General features: G+C 69.4%; 19 protein-coding genes. All 19 read right to left on the minus strand.

Going from position 1 to position 23,142, the window contains the following annotated elements:
* Positions 1-3: 3 nt before the first annotated feature.
* Entirely contained in the window at positions 4-1,182 is a 1,179-nt protein-coding gene (locus VF584_17985) for a carboxypeptidase-like regulatory domain-containing protein (protein HEX8212071.1), read from the minus strand.
* On the minus strand, positions 1,179-3,881 hold the full coding sequence (locus VF584_17990) for a valine--tRNA ligase (GenBank protein HEX8212072.1): 2,703 nt from the start codon (positions 3,879-3,881) through the stop codon (positions 1,179-1,181). Before VF584_17990 ends, VF584_17985 begins: the two co-directional genes overlap by 4 nt.
* A gap of 511 nt (positions 3,882-4,392) precedes the next feature.
* On the minus strand, positions 4,393-5,034 hold the full coding sequence (locus VF584_17995; protein HEX8212073.1) for a hypothetical protein: 642 nt from the start codon (positions 5,032-5,034) through the stop codon (positions 4,393-4,395).
* Complete coding sequence (locus VF584_18000) at positions 5,031-5,519, minus strand: hypothetical protein (protein HEX8212074.1); 489 nt, start codon at positions 5,517-5,519, stop codon at positions 5,031-5,033. The genes VF584_17995 and VF584_18000 overlap by 4 nt, the downstream gene beginning before the upstream one ends.
* A 311-nt stretch (positions 5,520-5,830) precedes the next feature.
* Positions 5,831-6,811: an electron transfer flavoprotein subunit alpha/FixB family protein gene (locus VF584_18005; protein ID HEX8212075.1), complete on the minus strand. Its 981-nt coding sequence runs from the start codon at positions 6,809-6,811 to the stop codon at positions 5,831-5,833.
* A gap of 104 nt (positions 6,812-6,915) precedes the next feature.
* The gene (locus VF584_18010) at positions 6,916-7,665 is read right to left on the minus strand and encodes an electron transfer flavoprotein subunit beta/FixA family protein (protein ID HEX8212076.1); all 750 of its coding nucleotides are present in this window, start codon (positions 7,663-7,665) and stop codon (positions 6,916-6,918) included.
* Between the two features lie 342 nt (positions 7,666-8,007).
* Complete coding sequence (locus VF584_18015) at positions 8,008-8,376, minus strand: hypothetical protein (GenBank protein HEX8212077.1); 369 nt, start codon at positions 8,374-8,376, stop codon at positions 8,008-8,010.
* A 31-nt stretch (positions 8,377-8,407) separates the two neighbouring features.
* Entirely contained in the window at positions 8,408-9,505 is a 1,098-nt protein-coding gene (locus tag VF584_18020; GenBank protein HEX8212078.1) for an alpha/beta hydrolase, read from the minus strand.
* 79 nt (positions 9,506-9,584) lie between these two features.
* On the minus strand, positions 9,585-11,162 hold the full coding sequence (locus tag VF584_18025; protein HEX8212079.1) for an NADH-quinone oxidoreductase subunit N: 1,578 nt from the start codon (positions 11,160-11,162) through the stop codon (positions 9,585-9,587).
* A 15-nt stretch (positions 11,163-11,177) separates the two neighbouring features.
* Positions 11,178-12,782 (minus strand): NADH-quinone oxidoreductase subunit M, encoded by a 1,605-nt coding sequence (locus tag VF584_18030; protein HEX8212080.1) that lies wholly within the window; start codon positions 12,780-12,782, stop codon positions 11,178-11,180.
* Positions 12,783-12,795: 13 nt separating this feature from the next.
* A complete protein-coding gene (nuoL, locus tag VF584_18035) occupies positions 12,796-15,168 on the minus strand; it encodes an NADH-quinone oxidoreductase subunit L (GenBank protein HEX8212081.1) in 2,373 nt (790 codons plus the stop codon).
* 7 nt (positions 15,169-15,175) lie between these two features.
* Positions 15,176-15,481, minus strand: coding sequence for an NADH-quinone oxidoreductase subunit NuoK (gene nuoK, locus VF584_18040; GenBank protein ID HEX8212082.1), 306 nt, complete (start codon positions 15,479-15,481; stop codon positions 15,176-15,178).
* 6 nt (positions 15,482-15,487) lie between these two features.
* A complete protein-coding gene (locus VF584_18045; protein ID HEX8212083.1) occupies positions 15,488-16,009 on the minus strand; it encodes an NADH-quinone oxidoreductase subunit J in 522 nt (173 codons plus the stop codon).
* A 112-nt stretch (positions 16,010-16,121) separates the two neighbouring features.
* Entirely contained in the window at positions 16,122-16,631 is a 510-nt protein-coding gene (locus tag VF584_18050; GenBank protein HEX8212084.1) for an NADH-quinone oxidoreductase subunit I, read from the minus strand.
* Between the two features lie 14 nt (positions 16,632-16,645).
* Entirely contained in the window at positions 16,646-17,986 is a 1,341-nt protein-coding gene (nuoH, locus tag VF584_18055) for an NADH-quinone oxidoreductase subunit NuoH (protein HEX8212085.1), read from the minus strand.
* A 108-nt stretch (positions 17,987-18,094) separates the two neighbouring features.
* Positions 18,095-19,708, minus strand: a complete 1,614-nt coding sequence (locus VF584_18060) for a molybdopterin-dependent oxidoreductase (GenBank protein ID HEX8212086.1) — start codon at positions 19,706-19,708, stop codon at positions 18,095-18,097.
* 18 nt (positions 19,709-19,726) lie between these two features.
* Positions 19,727-21,031 (minus strand): NADH-quinone oxidoreductase subunit NuoF, encoded by a 1,305-nt coding sequence (gene nuoF, locus VF584_18065; GenBank protein HEX8212087.1) that lies wholly within the window; start codon positions 21,029-21,031, stop codon positions 19,727-19,729.
* A 134-nt stretch (positions 21,032-21,165) separates the two neighbouring features.
* Complete coding sequence (locus VF584_18070; GenBank protein HEX8212088.1) at positions 21,166-21,849, minus strand: NAD(P)H-dependent oxidoreductase subunit E; 684 nt, start codon at positions 21,847-21,849, stop codon at positions 21,166-21,168.
* On the minus strand, positions 21,846-23,141 hold the full coding sequence (gene nuoD / locus VF584_18075; GenBank protein ID HEX8212089.1) for an NADH dehydrogenase (quinone) subunit D: 1,296 nt from the start codon (positions 23,139-23,141) through the stop codon (positions 21,846-21,848). The genes VF584_18070 and nuoD overlap by 4 nt, the downstream gene beginning before the upstream one ends.
* Between the last annotated feature and the right edge of the window lies 1 nt (position 23,142).

A 23,142-nucleotide genomic window follows, 5' to 3' on the forward strand; every position in this document is an offset into this window, starting at 1 on the left:
GGCTCAGGGACGAGCCGGAGCCGGATTCGCGGGCCGTGCCGGAGGCGTGGTCGCCGGTGGCGTCGTCGAGGCCGGCGGCGTGGCGGCGGGCTGCGGGGCCGGAGCCGCGCGGGGCGTGCGCAGGCGAAGCTCGCCCCCGCCCGCCAGCCCCACCAGGTTGCGCACACCCTCCACGCGGATCGTGTACTGCGCGTCCGGCCGCAGCGCACCTGTTACACGCACGGTGATGGTGCGCGAGGGCACCGGCCCGCGCGCGGCGGCCGGCGCCCCTCGCCGCGCCGTGTCGCCCGCGACGGGGGCGCGAGCCGTGTCGGGGGCGGCCGCGGGGACGTCCGTGGGCGCGCCGATCGACACCGATGCGATGCGCACCGGCGTGCTGTCCGGCGCCAGGAGTCGCACCTGCGTGGTCGCGATACGTTGCGCCGGATCCAGGAAATCGTCGAAGCGAACCGCGATCGCCGAGTCGGCGCCCGTGGCCTCCAGCGCCCGGGGGGCGGAGGTGTCGGGCGCCACGATGCTGAGCTCCACCGAGGGTTGCGCGCCCACCGCCACCCGCGCGACCGTGGTGTCGCGCGACTCGAAGGGCTCCAGCGACCGGTTGGCGTTGGGGTCGCTGAAGGCGCGCACCTGGTACTCCCCCGCGGGGATCTGCGCGAAGGCAAAGGTCCCCGCCTCGTCCGTCCGGGTGGCGTAGACGAGCGAATCGGGGCGCAGGATCGCCTCCACGCGCACACCCTTCGCGGGCTGCGCCGTCTGCCGCTCCAGCACCGTGCCGGACAGGAACGTCTCCGGGATTTCCGGGCCGGTGGAGAAGACCAGCCGGATCGGCTCCTGGATGCGGTTATTGAAACGATCCTGAACCGTGGAGTCGATCACCACCTGGTAGATGCGGTTTGGCTCCCAGCCGCGGCGCAGCGAGACGCGCAGCTCGCCGCCGTTCTTGTCCACCGCGACGGCGCTGGTGCGAGGCGACACCGAGATCGCCTCCTCCAGCCGCTCCTCCGACAGCCCCTCGTCGAAGACGAAGACGGCGGGCGTGCGCAGGTTGGGGGCGCGGGCAAAGGTGTCCGGCCGCGTGGTGAGGAGCTGCGGCCCCACCTTGTCCTCGTCGCCGCCGGTGGGCGCCTCAATGTGCGCGCACGCCGCCGCCAGCAGCGCCGCGCACATCCACAGGCGCTTCACGAGCCCCCCTCCAGCGCCGCGAGCTTGTCGGCCAGCTTCGCCCGCTGCTCGCGGAACGCCGCCACCTTTTCGCGCTCCTTCTCCACTACCTCGGCGGGGGCGCGGGCCACGAAGCTCTCGTTCCCCAGCTTCTTCTCGGTGCCCGAGATCAGCCCGTCCAGCCGGCCGCACTCGGTACGCAGGCGGGCGCGCTCCTTGTCCAGGTCGATCACGCCGGCCAGCGGCACGAAGAGCTCGGTGCCAGAGCGCAGAACGGCGTTCGCGCCCACCTCGCCGTCCATGGCACCCCACTCCACCGTCTCCACGCGCGCCAGGTCCAGCAGGGCGCGGGCGCTCCCCTCAATGGCGGCGCGGGCCGCGCCGCCCGCGGCCGGGATGCGCAGCAGGATGCGGGTGCCCGGCGCAATCCCGTACTCCGCGCGGATGTTGCGGATGGCGCCGATCGCCTCCTGCACCTCCGCGAAGCCGGCCTCCGCCGCCGCGTCCTCGGCGCCCGGGGTGGGCCAGGGCGCCACGATCAGCGCGGGCCCGTCGCCGGCCGCGCGCGGCAGCTTCTGCCACACCGCCTCGGTGATGTACGGCATCACCGGGTGGAGGAGGCGAAGCGCGCCGTCCAGCGCTTCCGCCAGCACGGCGCGGGCGGTGCGCTGGCTGGCCTCGCCCAGGTCGCCGCGCAGGCGGGGCTTGGCCGCTTCCAGGTACCAGTCCGCCAGCTCGCCCCAGAAGAACTGGTAGCCGCGCAGCGCCGCGTCCTGCAGCCTGAACTTCTCCAGCGATTCCGTCGTCTCGCGCACCGCCTTCGACAGGCGCGACAGGATCCAGCGGTCCGCCAACTCCAGGTCGTCCTGCACCTCGGCGAGGGGCACGCGCTCGCCGTCGCCCAGGTTCATCAGGGCGAAGCGCCCCGCGTTCCACAGCTTGTTGGCGAAGTTGCGCGCCGGCCCGAACGACTCTTCCAGGTTGTCGGGGTTCACCCCCTGGTCCATCCCCGCCGCCGCGCCGGTGATCATGGTGTAGCGCAGCGCATCGGCCCCGAAGCGCGCCACCACGTCCAGCGGGTTCACGCCGTTGCCGAGCGACTTGCTCATCTTCCGCCCCAGGTGGTCCCTCACCATCCCGGTGAGGTACACGTCGCGGAAGGGCACCTCGCCCATGAACTCCAGCCCCGCCATGATCATCCGGGCGATCCAGAAGAACAGGATGTCGTGCCCGGACACCAGCGTGTGGTTCGGGTAGAACGTACGCAGGTCCGCCGTATCCTCTGGCCATCCCAGCGTGGAAAAGGGCCACAACCAACTCGAGAACCAGGTATCCAGCACGTCCGTGTCCTGCTCCAGCTCCGTGCTTCCGCACTTCGTGCAGGCCGTGGGGTCCTCGCGGGCCACGATCATCTCGCCGCAGCCGCAGTACCACACGGGGATGCGGTGCCCCCACCAGAGCTGGCGGCTGATGCACCAGTCGCGGATGTTCTCCAGCCAGTACTCGTAGGTGCGCCCGTAGCGCTCCGGCGTGAAGCGCACGCGCCCGTCGCGCCACGCCTGGAGCGCGGGGTCGGCGAGCGGCTTCATCCGCACCCACCACTGGTCGGAAAGGCGCGGCTCCACCACCGTGTCGCACCGGTAGCAGTGCGGCACGGAGAGGGTGTGGTCCTCCACCTTTTCCAGCAGCCCCAGCTCCTCGAACGCCGCCACCACGGCGCGGCGCGCGTCGTAGCGGTCCAGCCCGCGGAATGGCTCCGGCACGGCGTCACTCATGGACGCCTCCGGAGTCATCACGTCCAGCGCTGGGAGGCCGGTGCGCTGCGACACGTCGAAGTCGTTGGCGTCGTGGGCCGGCGTGATCTTCACCGCCCCCGAGCCGAACTCCGGGTCCGCGTAGTCGTCCGCCACCACGGGGATGCGGCGGCTGGTGAGGGGAAGGTCGAGCTCCTTCCCCACGATCCCCGCATAGCGCTCGTCGGACGGGTTCACGGCCACGCCGGTGTCACCCAGCATCGTCTCCGGGCGCGTGGTGGCCACCACCAGGTACGCGCGGCCGTCCGGGAGGCGCGGCAGCGATCCGCCGTCCACGCCCTCGGCCACGGGGTAGCGCAGGTGCCAGATCTTCCCCTGCTTCTCCTCCGGCTCCGCTTCCTCGTCCGAGAGCGCGGTGAGGCAGCGCGGGCACCAGTGGATGATGCGGTGGCCGCGGTACACCAGCCCCTTCTCGTGCAGGCGCACGAACACCTCGCGCACCGCCTTCGACAGCGATGGGTCGAGCGTGAAGCGCGTGCGCTCCCAGTCCGCCGAGGAGCCGATGGCGCGGAGCTGCTGGAGGATGGTGCCCCCCGTCTCGCGCACGAACGCCCACACCCGGTCCACGAAGAGGTCGCGGCCCAGGTCGTAGCGCGTCTTCCCCTCTTTCGCGAGGATGCGCTCCACCACGTTTTGCGTGGCGATGCCGGCGTGGTCGGTGCCGGGGATCCAGAGCGCGTTCCTCCCCTGCATCCGCCGCCAGCGGGTGAGGAGGTCCTGGATGGTGTTGTTGAGCCCGTGCCCCATGTGGAGCACGGCCGTCACGTTGGGCGGCGGGATTGGGATGACGTACGGCTCGTCCCCGCTCCCGGCGTCCGCGCGGAAGAAGCCCTGCTCTTCCCACCAGCGGTAGAGCTCGGCCTCGGTTTCCTGCGGGTTGTACTGCGGCGGGAGCGGCTCGGCCATTCCCCTCGTCTCCGATAGGAAAAACGGGGCTTCGGACCCCGTGTGGGTCTCTCGTGAAGAAGGGCCAATCTTACCCGCCGCGCCGGGATGGGTCAAGCGACCGCCGGCTTCGGGACTCCCTGTTGTTTCGCGCATGATGGCACCTGTGTGCTCTCGTTTCGTGGGCCGGGCGGGGTGCCCGGCTCCGGGAAAACGAAACCGCCCCCCGGATCGGTCCGGGAGGCGGGCACGGGGCCACGCCGCGCGCAGGCGGCAACGCGTCGTTTCAGACGCGCGCGCAGGCCCTCCGCGCCCCGGAACGGATCCGGGGGCCGGTAACTCGGCGAGTGCGAAGTGCGTGCGTCATCATTCTTCCGTCAGGTTCTCTGTGGCTTCCTTTCAAGCGTAACCCTGATTGCCGCGCGTGGTCAAGCCCCTGAACAGCCTCACACAGAGGGCACAGAGGGAACTACAAGGCGCAGAGAACTTCTTCTGCTGTTCTTTCCGTACGCCTCTGTGTCTCTGTGTGAAGCTATGGATGCATGGGCCCGGCGCGGAAGCCAGTCACCTCGATCTGGACGTCGTGCGCGGCGCGGAGGCCGGCGCGGCCGCGCAGGGCCAGCTCGGCGGCGGGAACGCGCGCGACTTCCTTGCCGTTCACGAGGAAGACGGCCTCTTCGGCGCCCACCTGCACCGCGAGCTGGTTGGGGCGCCCACCGCCCTCGGCGTCGCGGCGGATGGCGGGGTGGCGCGTCCAGTCGCGCACGATGGGCGTCTGTGCGCCCTGGCGGCGCTTCACCAGGAAGCTGCCGTCGCCGCGGGTGAGGAAGTAGGTGTAGACCTGCCCCGCCTCTGGCCCGTCGAGGCCCGTGCCGCCCAGCACGAGCCCCGTGCCTTCGTGCAGGCGCCCGCTCCGCTTGCGGATGGTGGCGCGCACTTCGTACGGCGGCTCCAGCTCGGGCGCGTCCTCCTCCCACATCACCGCGTGCGCGGCCGTTTCCACCACCAGCGTGTCGCCCGCGCGCGCGATGCGGGCGGACGACGGGTTGGCGCGCCAGGCGTGTGCGGCCGGCGCCTCCGGCGGGAGGGCGGCGGTGCGGGCGGGCTCGGGGCGGGGCTCGGCCCCGCAGCCGGCGAGGGCCAGGAGCGCGGCGAGGGCGAGGGGGCGGTTCATGGCTCCAGCGACTTGCGAAGCTCGTCCAGCGGCAGGTCGCGGACGCGGATCTCCAGCGGGATCACGTACTCCGTCTGCGTCTGCGTGCGCACGCGAAAGGTGTCGCGCAGCCGCACGGGCATGTCCGTCCGGATCGGGATGCGGGTGTTGATCGGAAGGCGGACCATGTAGGTGCCCAGCGGGCCCCGCAGCGGCACGTTCACGGTGGTGTTGATGGGAAAGGTGGTGTTCAGCTTGATGTTGTACGTCTGGTCGAACGGTACGTCGAAGTGGAGCGGCGTTCCCGACGGCACACGGACCTGGTACTTGATGCTCGCCTCCGACTTTCCGAGCCGTTCCACCATCCTCCCCACCGCGGGCGCCGCGAGCCGCTCCGGATGCCGCAGCCGCGACAGGAGCACCGCGTTCATAAGCAGCGACAGCACCGCCACCGCCAGTGCCACCGGCGCGATCCATGTGTTGCGGGCAGGACGCGGATCGTTCAAGCGCGCTCCATGATGGAGGATCGGGTACGGGCCTACGGGGGATGATAACGCGGGGGCGTGGCGCGGCGCGAGGGTGGGGGCGGTGACGGTTTGACGTTGCAAGGAACGCCGGCACCCGAACACCGGGGGATGAATCCCCCGGCTGGAACCACGGGAAGGCGGCTGAAGCCGGCTCGAGAACGCCGGGTACGGTGCAGGCCCGTGACACGGGCGCGATGAATCGCGCCCCTACAGGGATCGGCGCAGAGACAGAGGCCCGGAGAGGATATATCCTCTCCGGGCCTCGGGGTCCACGATGCGGCTTGAAGATCTCAGCCGACGACCTTGCGGACCTCTTCGGCGAGGCGGGGGATGATCTGGTTGAGGTCGCCCACGATGCCGTAGTCGGCCACCTTGAAGATGGGGGCCTCGGGGTCCTTGTTGATCGCCACGATGTAACGCGACGAGCGCATGCCGGCCAGGTGCTGGATGGCGCCCGAGATGCCGACGGCGAAGTACAGCGTCGGCGACACGGTCTTCCCGGTCTGCCCCACCTGCTCGGCGTGGGGGCGCCACCCGGCGTCCACCACGGCGCGCGACGCGCCGACGGTGGCACGGCCGTGGAAGGCGTCGGCGAGATCTTCGAGGATCTTGAAGTTCTCGGCGCTTCCCAGCCCGCGCCCGCCGGCCACGATCACCGGCGCCTCGGCCACGTCCATCTTCTCCCCCGCCGCCGCGCGGATCTCGCGGACGATGACGCCGAAGTCCGCGCCCTCCAGCGAGACGGCGAGCGGCTCCACCGTGCCGGCCTTCGCGTTCTCGGCCGGGTTGAAGGAGTTGGGGCGCAGCGCCAGCACCGCGGGCTTGCCCGTGACGGTGACGCGGGCGTTCAGCTTGCCCGCGTACTTGGGCCGCGTGGCGACCACCTGCCCGCCCTCCACTTCGAGCGAGGTGACCTCGCTGAGGTACTCGACGCCCATGCGCGCGGCGACGCGCGGGGCCAGGTCACGGCCCAGCGAGGTGGCCGGGAAGAGGGCGGCCTCGCACCCGTTCTCCTTGAGGTAGCTCGCGATCACCGTGGTGAACGCCTCGGGGTGGTACTTGTCGAACGACTCGCTCTCGCCGGCCAGCACGCGGTCCGCGCCGTAGCGGCCCAGATCGGCGGCCACGCCGGAGGTGCCGGGCTTCCCCAGCACGGCGGCGACCACCTCGGTGCCCAGCCCGTCCGCGAGGGTGCGGGCGGCGGTCACCACCTCCTGCGCCACCTTGCGCAGCTCCCCCTCGCGCGTCTCCGCGAACGCGAATATTGCCATGGATCGTCAGTTCCGTTGCAGGTGATGGGGAATGGGGATTGGGGACTGGGGAATGGTAAAAACCAGGCAGCTACCATTCCCCATTCCCCACTTCCCCATTCCCCTTACAGTACCTTGGCCTCTTCGCGAAGCAGCCGCATCAGCTCGGGCACGGCGTCGGCGCCCTGGCCCACGATGCGGCCGGCCTTGCGCTCAGCCGGATAGGAGAGCTGCTGCGCGGCGACGGCGGTGTCGCCGGTGGCGGCGGGCTTCTCCTCGAGCGGCTTCTTCTTGGCCGCCATGATTCCCTTGAGCGACGCATACCGCGGCTCGTAGGCGCCCTTGGTGAGGGTGAGCGCGCACGGCATGCGCAGCTCCACCACCTCCGTGCCGCCCTCGATCTCGCGCTGCGCCACCACCTTGCCGTCCTGCACCTCGAACTGCGTGACGGCGCTCGTCACGGGGATGCCCAGCAGCTCGGCGGTCATGGGCCCGACGGCCTGGAGGTCGTCGTCCACGGCGCGCAGGCCGAAGAGGAGGAGGTCGTACTCGCGCCCCTTCACCTCGTCGGCCAGAGCGCGGGCCACGGCGAGCCCTTCGAGGCCGCCGGCGGCCTTGAGGAGGACGGCGTTGTCGGCGCCCATCGCCAGCGCGGTGCGCAGCGTCTCGGCCGATTCGGCGCCGCCCACCGTCATTACCGTCACTTCGCCGGAGCCCGCTCCCTCCTTGTGCTTCAGGGCGGCTTCGACGGCGAACTCGTCGTACGGATTCAGCACGAACTTCATTCCCGCAGGGTCGACGGTCCCCCCGTCGCCCGCAATGCGAAGGCGCGCCTCGGTGTCCGGGACGCGCTTCACGCACACGATGCTCTTCACGCGCGCATCTCCTCAAGCGTCTGGTGATCGTTTCGGATGCCGCCCGGCGGCTCCGAAGCCGGGCAGAATAGCCGGACCAGGCCGGACCGGCAAGCCTTCATGGGAACAGGGGGGTCCGGGCGAGTGAACTCGCTGCAACAACAGCACAAAGTCCGCCTCCGCGGACTCCGGGTCCAATGCCGGCGTGCACGAGCCGGCTTCAGCCGCCTTCCCGCCGTTCCAGCCGGGGGCTTTAGCCCCCGGTGGGTTTCCCCCGGCGCCCCCAGCCCCAAACCAATAGGCGCGGACAACCCTCATCCGCGCCTCTCTCCGCGTCTCCGCGCCTCCGCGTGAGCCCGTCGTTTACGGCCGCGCCGGTGGCCGCGCGTTCGGGTTGGTCTCCGGGAGCGGTGCGGCGGTGTCGCCGCGCGCGGCCGCGGGGGCGCCGGGGTTGGGCGCGCCGGGGAGCGTGGCGCCGGGGGGAGTGGTGTCCGAGCTGGACAGGTTCTCCAGGTGGATCGTGGTGTCCACCAGGCCCGCCCGCGCCGCCTCCTCCGGCGACATGGCCTTCGCGGCCGCCTGCACCTGCTGCGTGGACGTGCCGTCCATCAGGTCTTCGTTGGTGGTGTCGATCGCGGCGGCGGGCGCGTTCGCCTCGTCGTCCTCACCGCTCCCTCCGCAGGCGGCGGAGAGCAGCAGGGCGCCCACGAGGGCGGCACGGAAAAGCATCATCACGAGCTCCTTGGGGCAGGTTGTGCCGCTCTCAGGCCTGGGCCGGCTCCGCGTCGCCCAGCCGCTCCACGTAGAAGCGGCGGACGCGCTCGGCCACCTCGGCGGCGCGCTCCCAGTGCGGGAGCGGCCCCGTGGGCAGCCCGACCACCGTCACGTTCGGACGCTCCTCCAGCTCCGGGAGGCGCTTCATCTGCACCGTGCGGCGGCTCTCGGCGGTGCCGTGCACCACCAGGATCGGCTGGCGGAGGCGCAGGTACGTTTCCATCGCCTCCTTTACGAAGAGGCGGCCGTTCACCACGTCGTCCAGCGGCCGGGCGGCGCCCTCCACCCGCGCCGTCTCCACCGCGTATTCCACGAACTCGTCCGGCACCCCGAAGTCGGGGGTGAAGAGCTGGTCGCGCGCGAACTCGAAGATGCGGTCCGGCGTGGTGAGGCGCTCGTAGAGGGCGCGCTGCACGCCGGGGAGCATGAAGGCCAGCTTCGACCGCAGGCGCCCCACCTCGGCCGGATCGTCGCCCAGGCCGGCGGGCTCCAGGGCGACCAGCGACCGCACCAGGTCAGGGCGGCGGCGGGCGACCTCGGCGGCGTAGGTGGCGCCCAGCGACAGGCCGATCACGTCCGCGCCGCCGGCGGGGCGCACCACGCGCTCCAGGAAGTGCTCCAGCTGGTCTTCCAGCACGTCCGGCGTGTACATGATCTCCGGGCGGTCACTGTGGCCGAAGCCCACCCACTCCAGCGCGAAGATCGGCCGGTCGCCGCGGGCCAGCGCGCGGACCAGGGGCCGCATCTCGTGCGCCGAGGCGACCGCGTTGATGGAGTGCACGAAGACCAGCGGCCTCCCCTCCCCCTCGCGGCTGTAGAAGGCGTAGTGCACGTCGCCCCAGGGCACGTACTCCAGCCGCATCCCCAGCGCGTTGGGGAGCTCGGTCACGGGGCGCTGGCGCGACCTTCCCGCGCCCACCAGGAAGACGCCGTACGCCGCCAGAGCCGCCGCGGCGGTCAGCCCCGCGGCACGCCCCGCCTGGCCCAGCCGGCCGCGCGAGGGCTTCTCGCCGCCCGCCGCATCCAGGCCACGTTCCCGCCGCCGTTCCCGGCGCGCTTTCTCTTGGTTCTCGTCGCGATCCGCCATGACTCCATTCCCCTTGCAAACAGGAGGCCCGGCGCTCACCGCCGGGCCTCCACCCCGTTCCGAACCTCGCTGAATCCGTTTACCGCAACGACGTCTGCGTCCCCGGCTGCACCTCGGCCACGGTGGCGCCGGGCACCGGGTTCCACAGCGAATTGGCCCCCTTCATCGCCCAACCCATCGGCTTGGAGCCCAGGAAGAAGAGGAGGATCACCGCCACTCCCGCCAGCGTCACCGCCCAGCGGGTGGGGCCGGGGAGCCAGGCGTGGCGGTGGTCGTCGCCCGAGCGCGCGGGGCGCATGTACATCACCACGATCACGCGCAGGTAGTAGAAGTACGAGATCAGCGACGCCAGCACCAGGAGCACCGCCACCGGGGCCAGCCGCGCCTCCACCGCCGCGCGCAGGATGTACAGCTTCCCCAGGAACCCCGCCGTGAGCGGGAAGCCGGCCAGCGAGAGGAGGAAGATGGAGAAGAGCCCCGCCATCAGCGGCTTCTGCGACGCGAAGCCCGCCCAGTCCTCCAGCGCCACCCGCTCCTCGCCGTTCTCGCGCGAGTTGGCGATCACGATGCCGAACGCCCCCACCGTCATGATGGTGTAGACGACGAGGTAGAACAGGAACGCCGCCACCCCGCCCGGCGACACGGCCAGCAGCGCGACCAGCAGGTAGCCGGCGTGCGCGATCGACGAGTAGGCGAGCATCCGCTTGACGCTCCCCTCGGTGAGCGCGATCAGGTTGGCGCCGAACATGGTGATGACCGCCAGCCAGAACACCGGCTCGCGCCACACGTCCGCCGCGCCGCCGAAGCCGATCACGAACATGCGGATGAAGGCCGCGAAAGCCGCCGCCTTCACGCCCGTCGACATCAGCGCCGTGATCGGGGTGGGCGCGCCATCGTACGCGTCCGGCGTCCACATGTGGAAGGGCATGGCGGCCACCTTGAAGGCGAAGCCCACCATCGTCAGCGCCATCCCGGCAAGGAAGATCCCGCCGAATGGAGCCGCCCCGCCGATCACCGCCTGCCCGATCCCGCGCAGGTTCGTGGTGCCCACCGTCCCCCACACCAGCGCCAGGCCGTACAAAAAGAAGGCGCTGGAGAAGGCGCCGAGCAGGAAGTACTTGAGCGACCCCTCGGACGAGCGCGGGTCCAGCCGGTCGAAGCCCACCAGCACGTAGATGGCCACCGACATCACCTCGAGCCCCACGAAGAGGAGCATCAGGTCGCGCGCGCCGCCCATCAGCATCATCCCCAGGGTGGCGAACAGCACCAGCACGTGGAACTCGCCGCGGTTGATGCCGCGCCGGTCCAGGTAGCCCATGGAGAGGAAGATGGAGAGCGCCGCCGACCCCAGGTAGATGAAGTTGGTGATCATCCGGAAGTTGTCCAGCGCCACCATCCCCACGTCCGATCGGTCGGCCACGTCCACCAGCGCCAGGTTGGCCACCGCCGTCAGCGCCAGCGTGGCCAGCGTAAGCCAGGCCACGTTGGGGCGCGACGGCTCCGACCGGCTCCCCTTCTGGAAGACGTCCACCATCAGCACGCCCATGGCGCCCAGCGCCAGCACGATCTCCGGGAGCAGCGCCCAGAAGTAGTGCGACTGGCGGGCCAGGTCCAGCACGTCCGGACGCCCGAGCGACCGGAAAAGGTCAGCGAACATGAAAGCGGTTCTCCCCTACGGTTGGACGGCGACGGGGGCCCCGAAGCCCTGCGGCATCCGCGAGTCTTCCACCTGATCCAGAACGCGCTGGGCGGAAGGCTCCATGCGGTCCAGGAACGGCTTCGGGTACACCCCCAGCCACAGGATCAGCACCACCAGCGGCAGGAGGATGGCCAGCTCGCGCCGGTTGAGGTCCGGCACGTGGCGGTTGGCCGGCCGGTCCAGCGCGTTGAAGATGGTCTTCTGCACCATCGGCAGCATGTAGTACGACGCGAAGATCACCCCGGTGGCGCCGATCAGCGCGGCCCACGGCTGGCTGCGGAAGGCGCCCAGCAGCACCAGGAACTCGCCCACGAAGCCGCTCGTGCCCGGAAGCCCGATGGTGGTCATGGCCGCGAACACCAGCATGATGGAGAAGACCGGGAGCGACGCCGCCAGCCCGCCGAAGTCGGCGATCTCGTACGAGTGGCGCCGCTCGTACAGCATCCCCAGCAGGAAGAAGAGCATCGGCGTGGAGAGCCCGTGGCCGATCATCACCAGCAGCGCGCCCTGCATCCCCTGCACGTTGAAGGCGAAGATCCCCAGGATCACGAAGCCCAGGTGCGCCACCGAGGTGTACGCCACCAGCTTCTTGGCGTTGGGCTGCACCGCCGCCACCAGCGCGGCGTAGATGATCCCCGCCAGCCCCAGCACCATCGCCCACTTGATCACCCCACCGCTGTCCGCCACGTCCGGAAAAAGCGGCAGGGCGAAGCGGATGAAGCCGTACGTCCCCATCTTGAGCAGCACCCCCGCCAGCACCACCGACCCCGCCGTGGGCGCCTGCACGTGCGCGTGCGGCAGCCAGGTGTGGAAGGGGAAGATCGGCACCTTGACCGCGAACGCCAGCGCGAACGCCAGGAAGAGCATCGTCTGCTCCACCCCGGTGAGCTGCAGCGTCAGGAAGTCGAAGTACGAGAAGCTGGGCGTCATCCCCCCGCTGGAGCCGTTGAAGCGCCAGAAGAGGTACAGGATCGCCACCAGCATCAGCAGCGAGCCGACCGCCGTGTAGAGGAAGAACTTGACCGCCGCGTAGATGCGCTCCTTGCCGCCCCAGATCCCGATGAGGAAGTACATGGGGATCAGCACCATCTCCCAGAACATGTAGAACAGGAAGAGGTCCAGCGACACGAACACCCCCACCACCCCGCCGGTCAGCGCCAGCAGCGAGGCGTAGAAGCCGCGCTCGCGGTCGCGGATGTACGTCCACGACCCCAGCACCATCAGCGGCAGCAGCAGGGTGGTGAGCAGCACCATGAAGAGCGAGATGCCGTCCATCCCGATCCGGTAGTGGATCCCCCACTCCCGGAACCAGGTGAAGTCCGCGCAGTTGCTCATCGGCACCACGCGGTCGATCCACGTCCCCATCCCGTTGCGGGCTTGGGCCGCGCTCATCCGGCACGAGCCGACCGGATTGAAGGTGAAGAAGAGCGGGATGGATACCGCGAACTCGATCAGCCCGGCCCCGAGGGCCACCCGCTTCGCGTTCCCCTCCCCGGCCAGGTACGCGGCCAGCGCGCCCAGCATGGGGAAGACGATCAGGAACGTCAGGATCCAGTGGCTCTGGTAGAAATCGTTCATCGTTCCCGGTGCGTCAGAGCGCGAAGGCGCCGAGGAGAAGGAGCACGCCCAGCACGAGCACGAACGCGTAGGTGTTGGTCTGCCCCGTCTGCAGCCTGCCGAACACGAGGCCGAGTGCCTGCGAGGTGCGCCCCGCGAAGTCCACCAGCCCGTCGATCACGTGGCGGTCGAAGCTCGCCAGGAAGCGCGCCGACGCCCGCACCGGCCCCAGCACGGCGCGGTCGTAGAATTCGTCGATCCACCACTTGTTGTAGAGCGTGCGCTCCATTCCGTTGCGGTACGACGGCTCCGTCTCCGCGTTGCCCAGCACCTTTTTGCCGAGCAGCACGAACGCCGTCGCCAGCCCGCCCAGCCCGATGACGATGGCCAGGATGATGGGCCACGCCGCGTGGTGCGCCTCGGGGATGTTCTGCAGGTTGGCGCGCACCACCTCCTCGGACCCGGCGATCACCGGGTGGAGCCAGCGGTGCAGCGCCCCGCCCTCACCGTCGAAGTTGAAGAGGCCGACGATCGGCACCTCTTCCTCCACGTTCAGGAAGCCGCCCAGCAGCGAGAGCGCGGCGAGCACCACCAGCGGCAGGCTCAGCGTCCAGTCGCCCTCGTGCAGGTGCCGCTCTTCCGTCTCGCCGCCGCGGAAGCGGCCAAAGAAGGTGTAGATCATCAGGCGGCCCATGTAGAACGCAGTCATGAACGCCGCGATCGAGAGCGTCCCGCCGATGAAGCCCATCCAGGTGGCGCCCGAGATCCCGAACAGCTCCGCGCGCGACAGCGGCGATGCCCCCTCCGCGCCCAGCCACGCGGCGCCGATGATCTCGTCCTTGGAGAAGAAGCCCGCAAAGGGCGGCACGCCGGCGATGGCCAGCGTCGCGATCCCCATGGTGATGAAGGTGACCGGCAGGTACTTCCGCAGCCCGCCCATGTTGCGCATGTCCTGCGCGTCGGCCGGGTTGTGCGTGTGGTGCAGCGCCGCGTGCATGGCGTGGATCACCGCGCCCGAGCCCAGGAAGAGGCACGCCTTGAAGAAGGCGTGCGTCATCAGGTGGAAGACGCCGGCCACGTACGCGCCCATCCCCACCGCCGCGAACATGAAGCCGAGCTGCGACACGGTGGAGTACGCCAGCACCTTTTTGATGTCCCACTGCTTCAGGCCGATGGAGGCCGCGAATATCGCCGTCAGCGCGCCGATGATGGCGACCACCAGCGACGCCGCGGGCGCCAGCGTAAAGAGCACGGAGGAGCGCACCACCAGGTACACGCCCGCCGTCACCATGGTGGCCGCGTGGATCAGCGCGGAGACCGGCGTGGGGCCGGCCATGGCGTCCGGCAGCCAGATGTAGAGCGGGATCTGCGCGCTCTTGCCGGTGGCGCCCAAAAAGAAGAAGAGGCAGACCAGCGTGGCGACGGCGCCGCCGTACACGAATTCCTTTGGAGCCGCCGCCGACACCCCGGCGAAGTCCAGCGTCCCCAGGTGCGCGAAAAGGAGGAACATCGCCATCAGGAAGCCGAAGTCGCCCACGCGGTTGGCGATGAACGCCTTCATCCCGGCGGCGGCGTTGGCGCGCTCGCTGAACCAGAAGCCGATCAGCAGGTACGACGCGAGCCCCACCCCCTCCCACCCCACGAACATCAGCGGATACGACGACCCCAGCACCAGCACCAGCATGAAGAAGACGAAGAGGTTCAGGTACGCCATGTAGCGCGGGTACCCGGGGTCCTCCTTCATGTAGCCGACGGAGAAGATGTGGATCAGCGACCCCACCCCCGTGATGATCAGCGTCATCACGATGGAGAGCGGGTCCAGCAGCAGCCCGGCCGTGACGTTCAGCGTGCCCGCGGGGATCCAGGTGAAGAGCTCGGTCGCGGCGAACTCGTGCGCGCCCTGCATCTTCAGGAAGTTCACCACCGCCAGCGCGAACGCCAGCAGCATCACCCCCGGCGCAACGATGCTCGGCAGGGTGTGCGTCCACGGCTTGGGGCCGTGCGCGTGCCCGTGGTCGTCGTGCGCGTCATGCCCGTGTGCGTCGTGCCCGTGCACGTCGTGGCCGTGCGGGTGCACGTCGTGCGCGGCGTCCACGGGGCTGGGGCGCGTGCCGTGGTCCATCCCCTCCTGCTCGCTCGGCGCGGCGCCCGCCATCGCCAGGGCGGGCTGGTGCGCGGGGGCGTGGGCGTGCTCGTCGTGGTGCGCGTCCCAGTACGGGTCGCCCACGGGGGGGAGCACGGGAAGGGCGCGGCGCGCGGCGATGATCGCCACGATGCCGTTGATCACGAACCCGAGCAGCGGCAGCGCCAGGATCGCCCAGGGAAGGACCGGGTGGAAGGCGGCGCCGTGCGCGCCCTCGGCGCCTGCCTGCGTTGCCGCGTGCGCGGCCTCTTGGAGGATCGTCACGGGACGCTTACCACCGGAGCAGGCTGAAGTTCTTGACGTCCACCGACTCCCGGTGACGGAAGGCGGCGATGACGATGGCCAGACCGACCGCGGCCTCGGCGGCCGCCACGGCGATCACGAAGAAGACGAACACCTGGCCCTGCACCCCCGCGAAGGGGGAGAGCGCCACGAACGCCAGGTTCACCGCGTTGAGCATCAGCTCCACGCACATGAACAGGATGATGATGTTGCGCCGCACCACCACCCCCGCCACTCCCACGGAGAAGAGGAGGGCGCTGAGGATGAGCGGGTACTCGACCGGGATCTCGGACATGGGCCTTTACACCTTGCGCTTGGCGAGGACCACCGCCCCGATGCACGCGATCAGGAGGAGGATGGCCGTGGCCTGCAGCGGGATCATGAAGTCCTGGTAGAGCGGCATGCCGATGAGCCCGACGGTGCCGTTCATGGCCTGCGCGTTGTCCAGCGCGGCGCGCCCGGCCTCGTTCCCCAGCGGCGGGCGGTAGCCGCGCACGAAGACGCTGGTGAGGATGCCGAACACCCCCAGCCCCACCACCACCGCGGCCCCCTGCCAGGGCACCCCGCGCATGTCCGCCTCGGCGTTGTGCCCCAGGTTCAGGAGCATGATCACGAAGAGGAAGAGCACCATGATGGCGCCCGCGTACACCAGGATCTGGATGATCCCGATGAAGTAGGCGCCCAGCAGGGTGTAGATGGCCGCGACGGAGAAGAACGTCCCGATCAGCCAGACGGCGCTGGCCACGGGGCTCCTTCGCGTCACCATCGCCAGCGCCGACCCGCCCGCGCACGCGGCGAAGAAGAAGAACAGGATCTGGTTCATGGGTTCCGGAATCGGGTCCGGGTTCGAGACTAAAAGTGCTGAGTCCTAAGTGCCAAGTCCTAAGTGACTGCGGTTCAGCACTTGGCACTTAGCACTTAGCACTTCCCTTCGTTCATTCCCCTGCCGGGTCCGACGGGTCCCAGAGCAGCGTCACGGGGTGCGTCTGCTTCTGCAGGCGGTCCAGGTCGTACACGAAGTTCGAGCGGGTGTACTCGCCGTTCTCGTAGTGGTTGCCCACGTGGATCGCCTCCACCGGGCACACCTCCTGGCACATCCCGCAGAAGATGCAGCGGAACTCGTCGATCTCGTAGACGATGGGGAAGCGGTTCCCCTGGTCGTCCTCGCCCGGCACCAGCGTGATGCAGTTGGCGGGGCAGACCGTGGGGCACAGGCCGCACGCCACGCACTTGGGGCGCCCGTCGTCGTGCGTCTCCATCACGTGCGTCCCCCGCCACCGCGGCGACAGGGGCTTCTTCACGTCGGGGTACTGGATGGTCTGCGTGCTCCGGTCCCCGGCGTTGTTCACGAGGTGCCGGAACGTGAGCGCCATCCCCTTCAGCGAGGCTCGCAGGTAGCTCGACTTCCCCTGCGGGCGACGCATCACCTTTACGGTCGCGGCCATTTGTGTACAGCTCCTTACGTTTGTGCGGCGCCGCCCACCGGCACGCGCGCGGTGCGCCGCCGGGCCAGCTCCTGGGCATGCGCCCGCTTCGCTTCCATCGCGCCGGTGCCGCTGAGCACGTGGCCTTTGTCCAGCACGTAGAGCACCGCCGCCAGCATCGCCCCGTTCACCACCGTCAGCACCAGCCCATACAGCGGCACGAATTGCCTGTCCAGAATCTTGGGCCCGTACAGCCGCTCAGGACGCACGCCGAACGAGTCCAGCGCGAGCACGGTGGCGGCGGTGATCACCACGGCGGCGAGCGCGGCGGGGAGCATCACCTTCCACCCCAGGTCCATCACCTGGTCGTAGCGGAAGCGCGGCACCGTCCAGCGCACGATCATGAAGACCATGATGAAGAAGAAGGTCTTCGCGGCGAACATCCCGAACGTCAGCAGCGTCAGCCACCACTCCGGCCGCGCGCCCACCCACTGGCCGCGCGCATCGAAGCCCAGCATGTCGTCGCGACCCCAGCCGGGGATGTCCCACCCGCCCAGGAAGAGCGTCGCCATCAGCGCGGAGACGGTCAGGACGTGCGCGTACTCCGCGATGAAGAACATGGAGAACTTCATCGAGGAGTACTCGGTGTGGTACCCGGTCACCAGCTCGCTTTCGGCCTCGGGAAGGTCGAAGGGGAGGCGGTTGGTCTCCGCGAACGACGCGATCCAGAAGAAGAGGAACGACACCGAAAACGGCAGCGCGAACCAGAGGTTCATCTCCTGCTGCCGGTACACGACCTCGGGAAGGGAGACGTTCCCCACCACGAAGAAGACGGACATCAGCGCCAGCCCGAGCGCGATCTCGTACGAGATCATCTGCGCGCCGGCGCGCAGGCCGCCGAGCAGCGCGTACTTGTTGTAGCTGGCCCACCCGGCGATCACGATGCCGTACACGCCCAGCGACGAGAAGGCGAGGAGGAAGAGCACCCCAACCGGCACGTCCGCCACCACCATCGGCACCACGCTGTTCCCCAGCCGCAGCGGCGACGCGAACGGGATCACCGCGAAGGTGATGAGCGCCGGGATGATGGAGAGCATCGGGGCGAGGGTGAAGAAGACCCCGTTGGCCTCGGCCGGGTTGGTCTCCTCCTTGAGGATGTTCTTGATCCCGTCGGCCAGCGGCTGCCCGAGCCCGCCGGGCCCCACGCGGTTGGGCCCGAGGCGGTCCTGCATCCACGCGCTGACCTTGCGCTCCAGGAGCGTCAGGAGCGCCACGACCACCATGAGCACCGAGAACACCAGGATCACCTTGATCAGCGAGGCGATCAGGAACCCGGTGTCGCCGAGTGGCTGGAGCTGGGAAACGTTCTGCTGCATTCTGGGCTTCGAGTTGTAAGGAAGTCCTAAGTCCTGAGTCCTAAGTGCTGAGTCCTGAACAAGGGTTTTCACCCAGGACTCAGCACTTAGCACTTAGCACTTCTTTTCTCAGTCCCCCGCCTCCGCGAACGACGGCAGCACCGCGCCGCCCTGCGCGAGGTCCGTGTAGCTGAGCCCCCCAAACTCGGGGCGGACGGAGGCGAGCGCTTCAAAGGCGTCGGCGGCGGTGCCGACCGGGGCGGCGTCGCTGATGCCGGCCAGGAGCACGCCCAGGATCTGCCACGCCGGACGCGCCATCCCCGGCGCCTGGATCGCGGGCCAGAAGCGCTGCACCCGCCGCTGTATGTTCGTGAACGTCCCCTCCATCTCCGCGAACGTCGTCGCGGGGAGGATGAAGTCGGCGTTGCGCGCGGCGGGCGAGGCGAAGTGCCCCACGTACACGTAGAGCGACGCGTTCGCGCCGAAGCCCTCTGGAGCGTCGGCCAGCTCGTCGCCCAGAACAAAGAGGACGCCGCGGTGCGCGGCGGCCTCGTCCAGCCCGCCCGTCGCGCTGGTGCCGCCCGCGCGCTTGAAGCCGAAGAGCTCCACCCCGTGCACGTTGGCCGCGCGGTCCGGCCGCAGCGCCAGCGTGGGGAAGCCCGGAAGGACCACTTCCTCGCCCGCCTCGCAGCGGTAGACTCCCGCGCCACCGCCCACCACGTCCATCACGCGGCGCAGGGCGCCGGCGTCCTCGTTGGCCATGAACGGCGAAACCACGGCCCGCGCGTCGCGAACCGGCACGTCGCGCAGGGCGCCGGCAAGGCGGGTCAGCGCGTCCGCCCACGACACGCCCACCAGGCGGTCGCCGTCGCGGACGAGCGGGGCCTCGATCCGGCCCTCGCGGTTGATCCACTCGTAGTTCAGCCGCCCGTAGTCGCACATCCAGTGGGCGTTGACCTCCGGGTTGGGGCGCGGCTTGATGCGCATGACGGCGTTGTCGCGCGTCTCCAGGCGGACGTTGCACCCCTGCGTGCAGTTGGGGCAGATGGAGGGCGCGCGGTCCAGGTCCCAGGCGCGCGCCTTGTGCAGGAAGTCCTTGGAGACCAGCGCCCCCACCGGGCACAGGTCCACGATGTTGTCCGCCCAGATGTTGCCCTCGAGACCCTCGTCGAAGAAGGTGTCGATGACGTTCTTGTGGCCGCGCTGCACCACGGCGAGCCGCTCGTCCTGCGCGACCTCGCGCATGAAGCGCACGCAGCGGGTGCACATCACGCAGCGGTCCGCGTTGAAGAGCACGTCGCCGCCGAAGTCGTCGCGCCCCTGCACGCGCTTCGGCTCCTTGAGGCGGCCCATGGCGCGCCCCTCGGCCGCGGTGTAGTCCTGCAGCTTGCACTCGCCGCTCTGGTCGCACACCGGGCAGTCCAGCGGGTGGTTGACCAGGTAGAACTCCAGCACGCCCTTGCGGGCCTCCAGCGCCTTCTCGCTCTGGGTGTGGATGACGTTGCCGTCGGCCACCGTCGCGGTGCAGCTGGGCTGCAGCTTGGGCGCCTTCTCCACCTCCACCAGGCACATGCGGCACTGGGCCGGAGCCGAGAGCCCCGGGTGGTAGCAGTAGTGCGGAACGTCGATCCCCGCGCGTGCGGCGGCGTCGATGATGCGGGTTCCCTTGGGAACCTCGAGCTCCATTCCGTCGATGGTGCAGCGCACCGTCTCCGGGTTCGCCTTCGGCGTGGCGTCAGCCATGGCCGCGTCTTCCTTTCCTCAGAGGGCGATGGCCGAGGCGACCGGCACCCCGGCGCCCGCGTGCATCATCTCCAGGTAGTCGCCCCGGAACTTCTCGATCGACGACACGATGGGCGCCGCCGCGGCATCCGAGAGCACGCAGATCGTCTTCCCGCTCATGTTGTCCGAGATCGAGATCAGCGTGTCCAGGTCTTCCTGCGTGCCGCGCCCGTTCTCGATGCGGCGGAGGATCTTGGCGGCCCACGCCGTTCCCTCGCGGCAGGGCGTGCACTGCCCGCAGCTCTCGTGGGCGTAGAAGTCCACCATGCGGCGCACCTGCTTCACGATGTTGGTGGTGTCGTCCATGATGATCACGGACCCGCACCCCAGCATCGTTCCCGCGGCGGCCATCGCCTCGTAGTCCATCCCGATGTCCAGCTCGTCCGCCGTCAGCATGGGAACGGAGGAGCCGCCGGGGATCACCGACTTGATGGGCCGCCCGCTCGCGGTGCCGCCGCACACGTCGTAGATGAACTCGCGGAAGTTGAAGCCCATCGGCACCTCGTAGTTGCCGGGGCGCTTCACGTGGCCGCTCACGCAGAACAGCTTGGTGCCCGTGCTCTTTTCGGTGCCCCACTGCTTGTACCACTCGGCGCCGTTCTGCACGATGTGCGCGGCGGCGATCAGCGTTTCCACGTTGTTGATGGCGCTCGGCTTCCCGAACGCCCCCGAGATCGCGGGGAAGGGCGGCTTGATGCGCGGCTCGCCGCGGCGCCCTTCCAGCGAGTTCATCAGCCCCGTCTCCTCGCCGCAGATGTACGCGCCGGCGCCGATGTGCAGGGTGATGTCCAGGTCGATCCCGCTCCCCATCACGTTCTTCCCCGCGTACCCGGCCGCGTACGCCTCCTCGATGGCGCGCGCCAGGATCTGCGCGGGCTCAAAGAACTCGCCGCGGATGTAGATGTACGCGTGCTCCGCGCGGATGGCGTAGGCGCCGATCAGGCACCCTTCCACCAGCGCGTGCGGCGTCCAGCGGATCAGCTCGCGGTCCTTGAAGGTGCCGGGCTCGCTCTCGTCCGCGTTGCAGAGGAGGTAGTGGGGCTTGTCCGACTTCTGGGGCATGAAGCTCCACTTCACGCCCGTAGGGAACCCCGCGCCGCCGCGCCCGCGCAGCCCGCTGGCCTTGACCTCGTTGACGATCTCGGCCGGCGTCATCCCCAGCGCCTTGCGGAGCGGAGCGTAGCCGCCGCGGGCCTCCCACCCCTTGAGCGTCCGCGCTTCCGGATCGCCGAAGTACTTGGAGAGGACGAGCACCTCACTGGGGTGCCGGTATGGATATGCCATCGTTCAGCTCCGGGGCTGATTCAGGACTAAAGTGCTAAGTGCTAAGTGCTAAGTGCTAAGTGCTAAGTGCTAAGTGCTAAGTGCTAAGTGCTAAGTGCTGTTCAGGACTTAGCACTTAGGACTCAGGACTTCCTTTACTTCAGCGACTCCAACACCGCCGGCACTTCCTCCGGCCGGATGTTCTCGTAGAAGCGCTCGTTGATCTGCACGACGGTCGGGAAGCCGCAGGCGCCCAGGCACTCGGCCTCGATTACCGTGAAGCGGCCGTCCTCGCTCACCATCCCCATCTCGGTGCCGGTGTGCTCCAGGAACGCCTCGAGCACCGCGTCGCCGCCGCACAGGTTGCACGAGATGTTGGTGCACACCTGCACGAGGTACTTACCGACCGGGCCCAGGTTGTACATCGTGTAGAACGACGCCACGCCCCGCACGTACGCCGGCGGCAGCTCGAGCCGCGCCGCCACCTCGTCCATCGACTCCGGCGAGAGGTGGCCGCGGAGCTCGTGGGCCAGGTGCAGCGCCGGAAGGAGCGCCGCCTGCCGGTCCGGGTAGCGCGAGAGCACCTTTTGGAGGCGCTCCTCGTAAGGGCCGGCGAAGATGGGGCCCTCCGGCTGCTTGGGCGGCACCTGGTACGGCATGCTGCCGGCGACCGAGGCGTGCCCGCCGTCCTCCGGGCGGATCCCCACGTAGCTGATGCCGCGCACGTCGTCCGCCGTCAGGGCCGGGAACTCGCCCGTGTCGCCCGCGAAGCCCGGGTTCTGCTGGGCGGCCGGCCACGACGAGGGGGGAGAGTCCAGCTTTCCTCCATGCTGCGTCATCGGTCGATCTCTCCCAGCACGATGTCCAGCGACGCGTTCACCGCGATCACGTCGGAGAGCAGCGCCCCCTCGATCATGTGCGGGAGCGCCGCGATGTTGATGAACGACGGGCCGCGCACGCGCCAGCGCACCGGCTTGCTGCCGCCGTCGGAGACCACGTACATCCCCAGCTCGCCCTTGGACGACTCCACCGAGAACCACGACTCGCCCACGGGCGCGCGCACCCCCTCCATCACCAGCTTGAAGTGGTGGATCATGGACTCCATGTCGTTCATCGCCGCCGTCTTGGGGGGCAGGATGACGCGGGGGTCGTCCACGTTGATGGGGCCGCCAGGAAGGCGGCGGATGAACTGGCGGAGGAGGAGCACCGACTGCCTCATCTCCTCCATGCGGCACAGGTAGCGGTCGTAGATGTCGCCGTGCTCGCCCACCGGCACGTCGAAGTCGTACGAGTCCATGTCGTAGTACGGGCGGTCCTTGCGCACGTCGTACGGCACTCCGGAGGCGCGCAGGTTGGGCCCGCTCAGCCCCCAGTTCACCGCGTCCGCCGCCGAGATGGAGCCCACCCCCTGCGTGCGCCCGATCCAGATCCCGTTGTTGGTCAGCAGGGTGTCCACCTCGTCCAGCACGGGGAGGAACCCTTCGATCCACTTGTCGAGCTGGTCGATCCACCCCGCCGGCAGGTCCGCCATCATCCCCCCGATGCGGGTGGACGAGGTGGTGATCCGCGCGCCCGTGAACGACTCGTGCAGGTCGTAGATCAGCTCTCGCTGCTGGAAGGTGTACAGGAAGACGGTGAAGGCGCCCAGGTCGATGGCCGTGGTCCCCAGCCAGAGCAGATGGCTGAAGATGCGGTCCAGCTCCATGCACATGAGGCGCACCACCTTGCACCGCTCGGTGACCTCCACGCCCATCAGCTTCTCCACCGACATGGCGTAGGCGCAGTTGTAGATCAGCGGCGCCAGGTAGTCCATGCGGTCGGTGAGCGGGACGACCTGGTTCCAGTCCCGGTACTCCCCCAGCTTCTCGAACGACGAGTGCAGGTAGCCGATGTGCGGGATGCAGCGCACGACGGTCTCGCCGTCCAGCTCCAGCACCAGGCGGAGCACGCCGTGCGTGGCGGGGTGCTGCGGCCCGATGTTGATGAGCATGTGCTCGCCCGCGATGTCCTCCTGCACGCGCGCCTCTTCGCCCACGTAGGGGACGATGGGGGCGTGCACGAGGGAGCCCCCCGAGGAGAGCTCCGGGTTGCGGGCGACGTTGTAGACGACCCTGCGCAGTTTGCTCGACATA

Origin of the sequence: Longimicrobium sp. (genome assembly GCA_036389135.1) — a bacterium.
Lineage (GTDB): Bacteria > Gemmatimonadota > Gemmatimonadetes > Longimicrobiales > Longimicrobiaceae > Longimicrobium.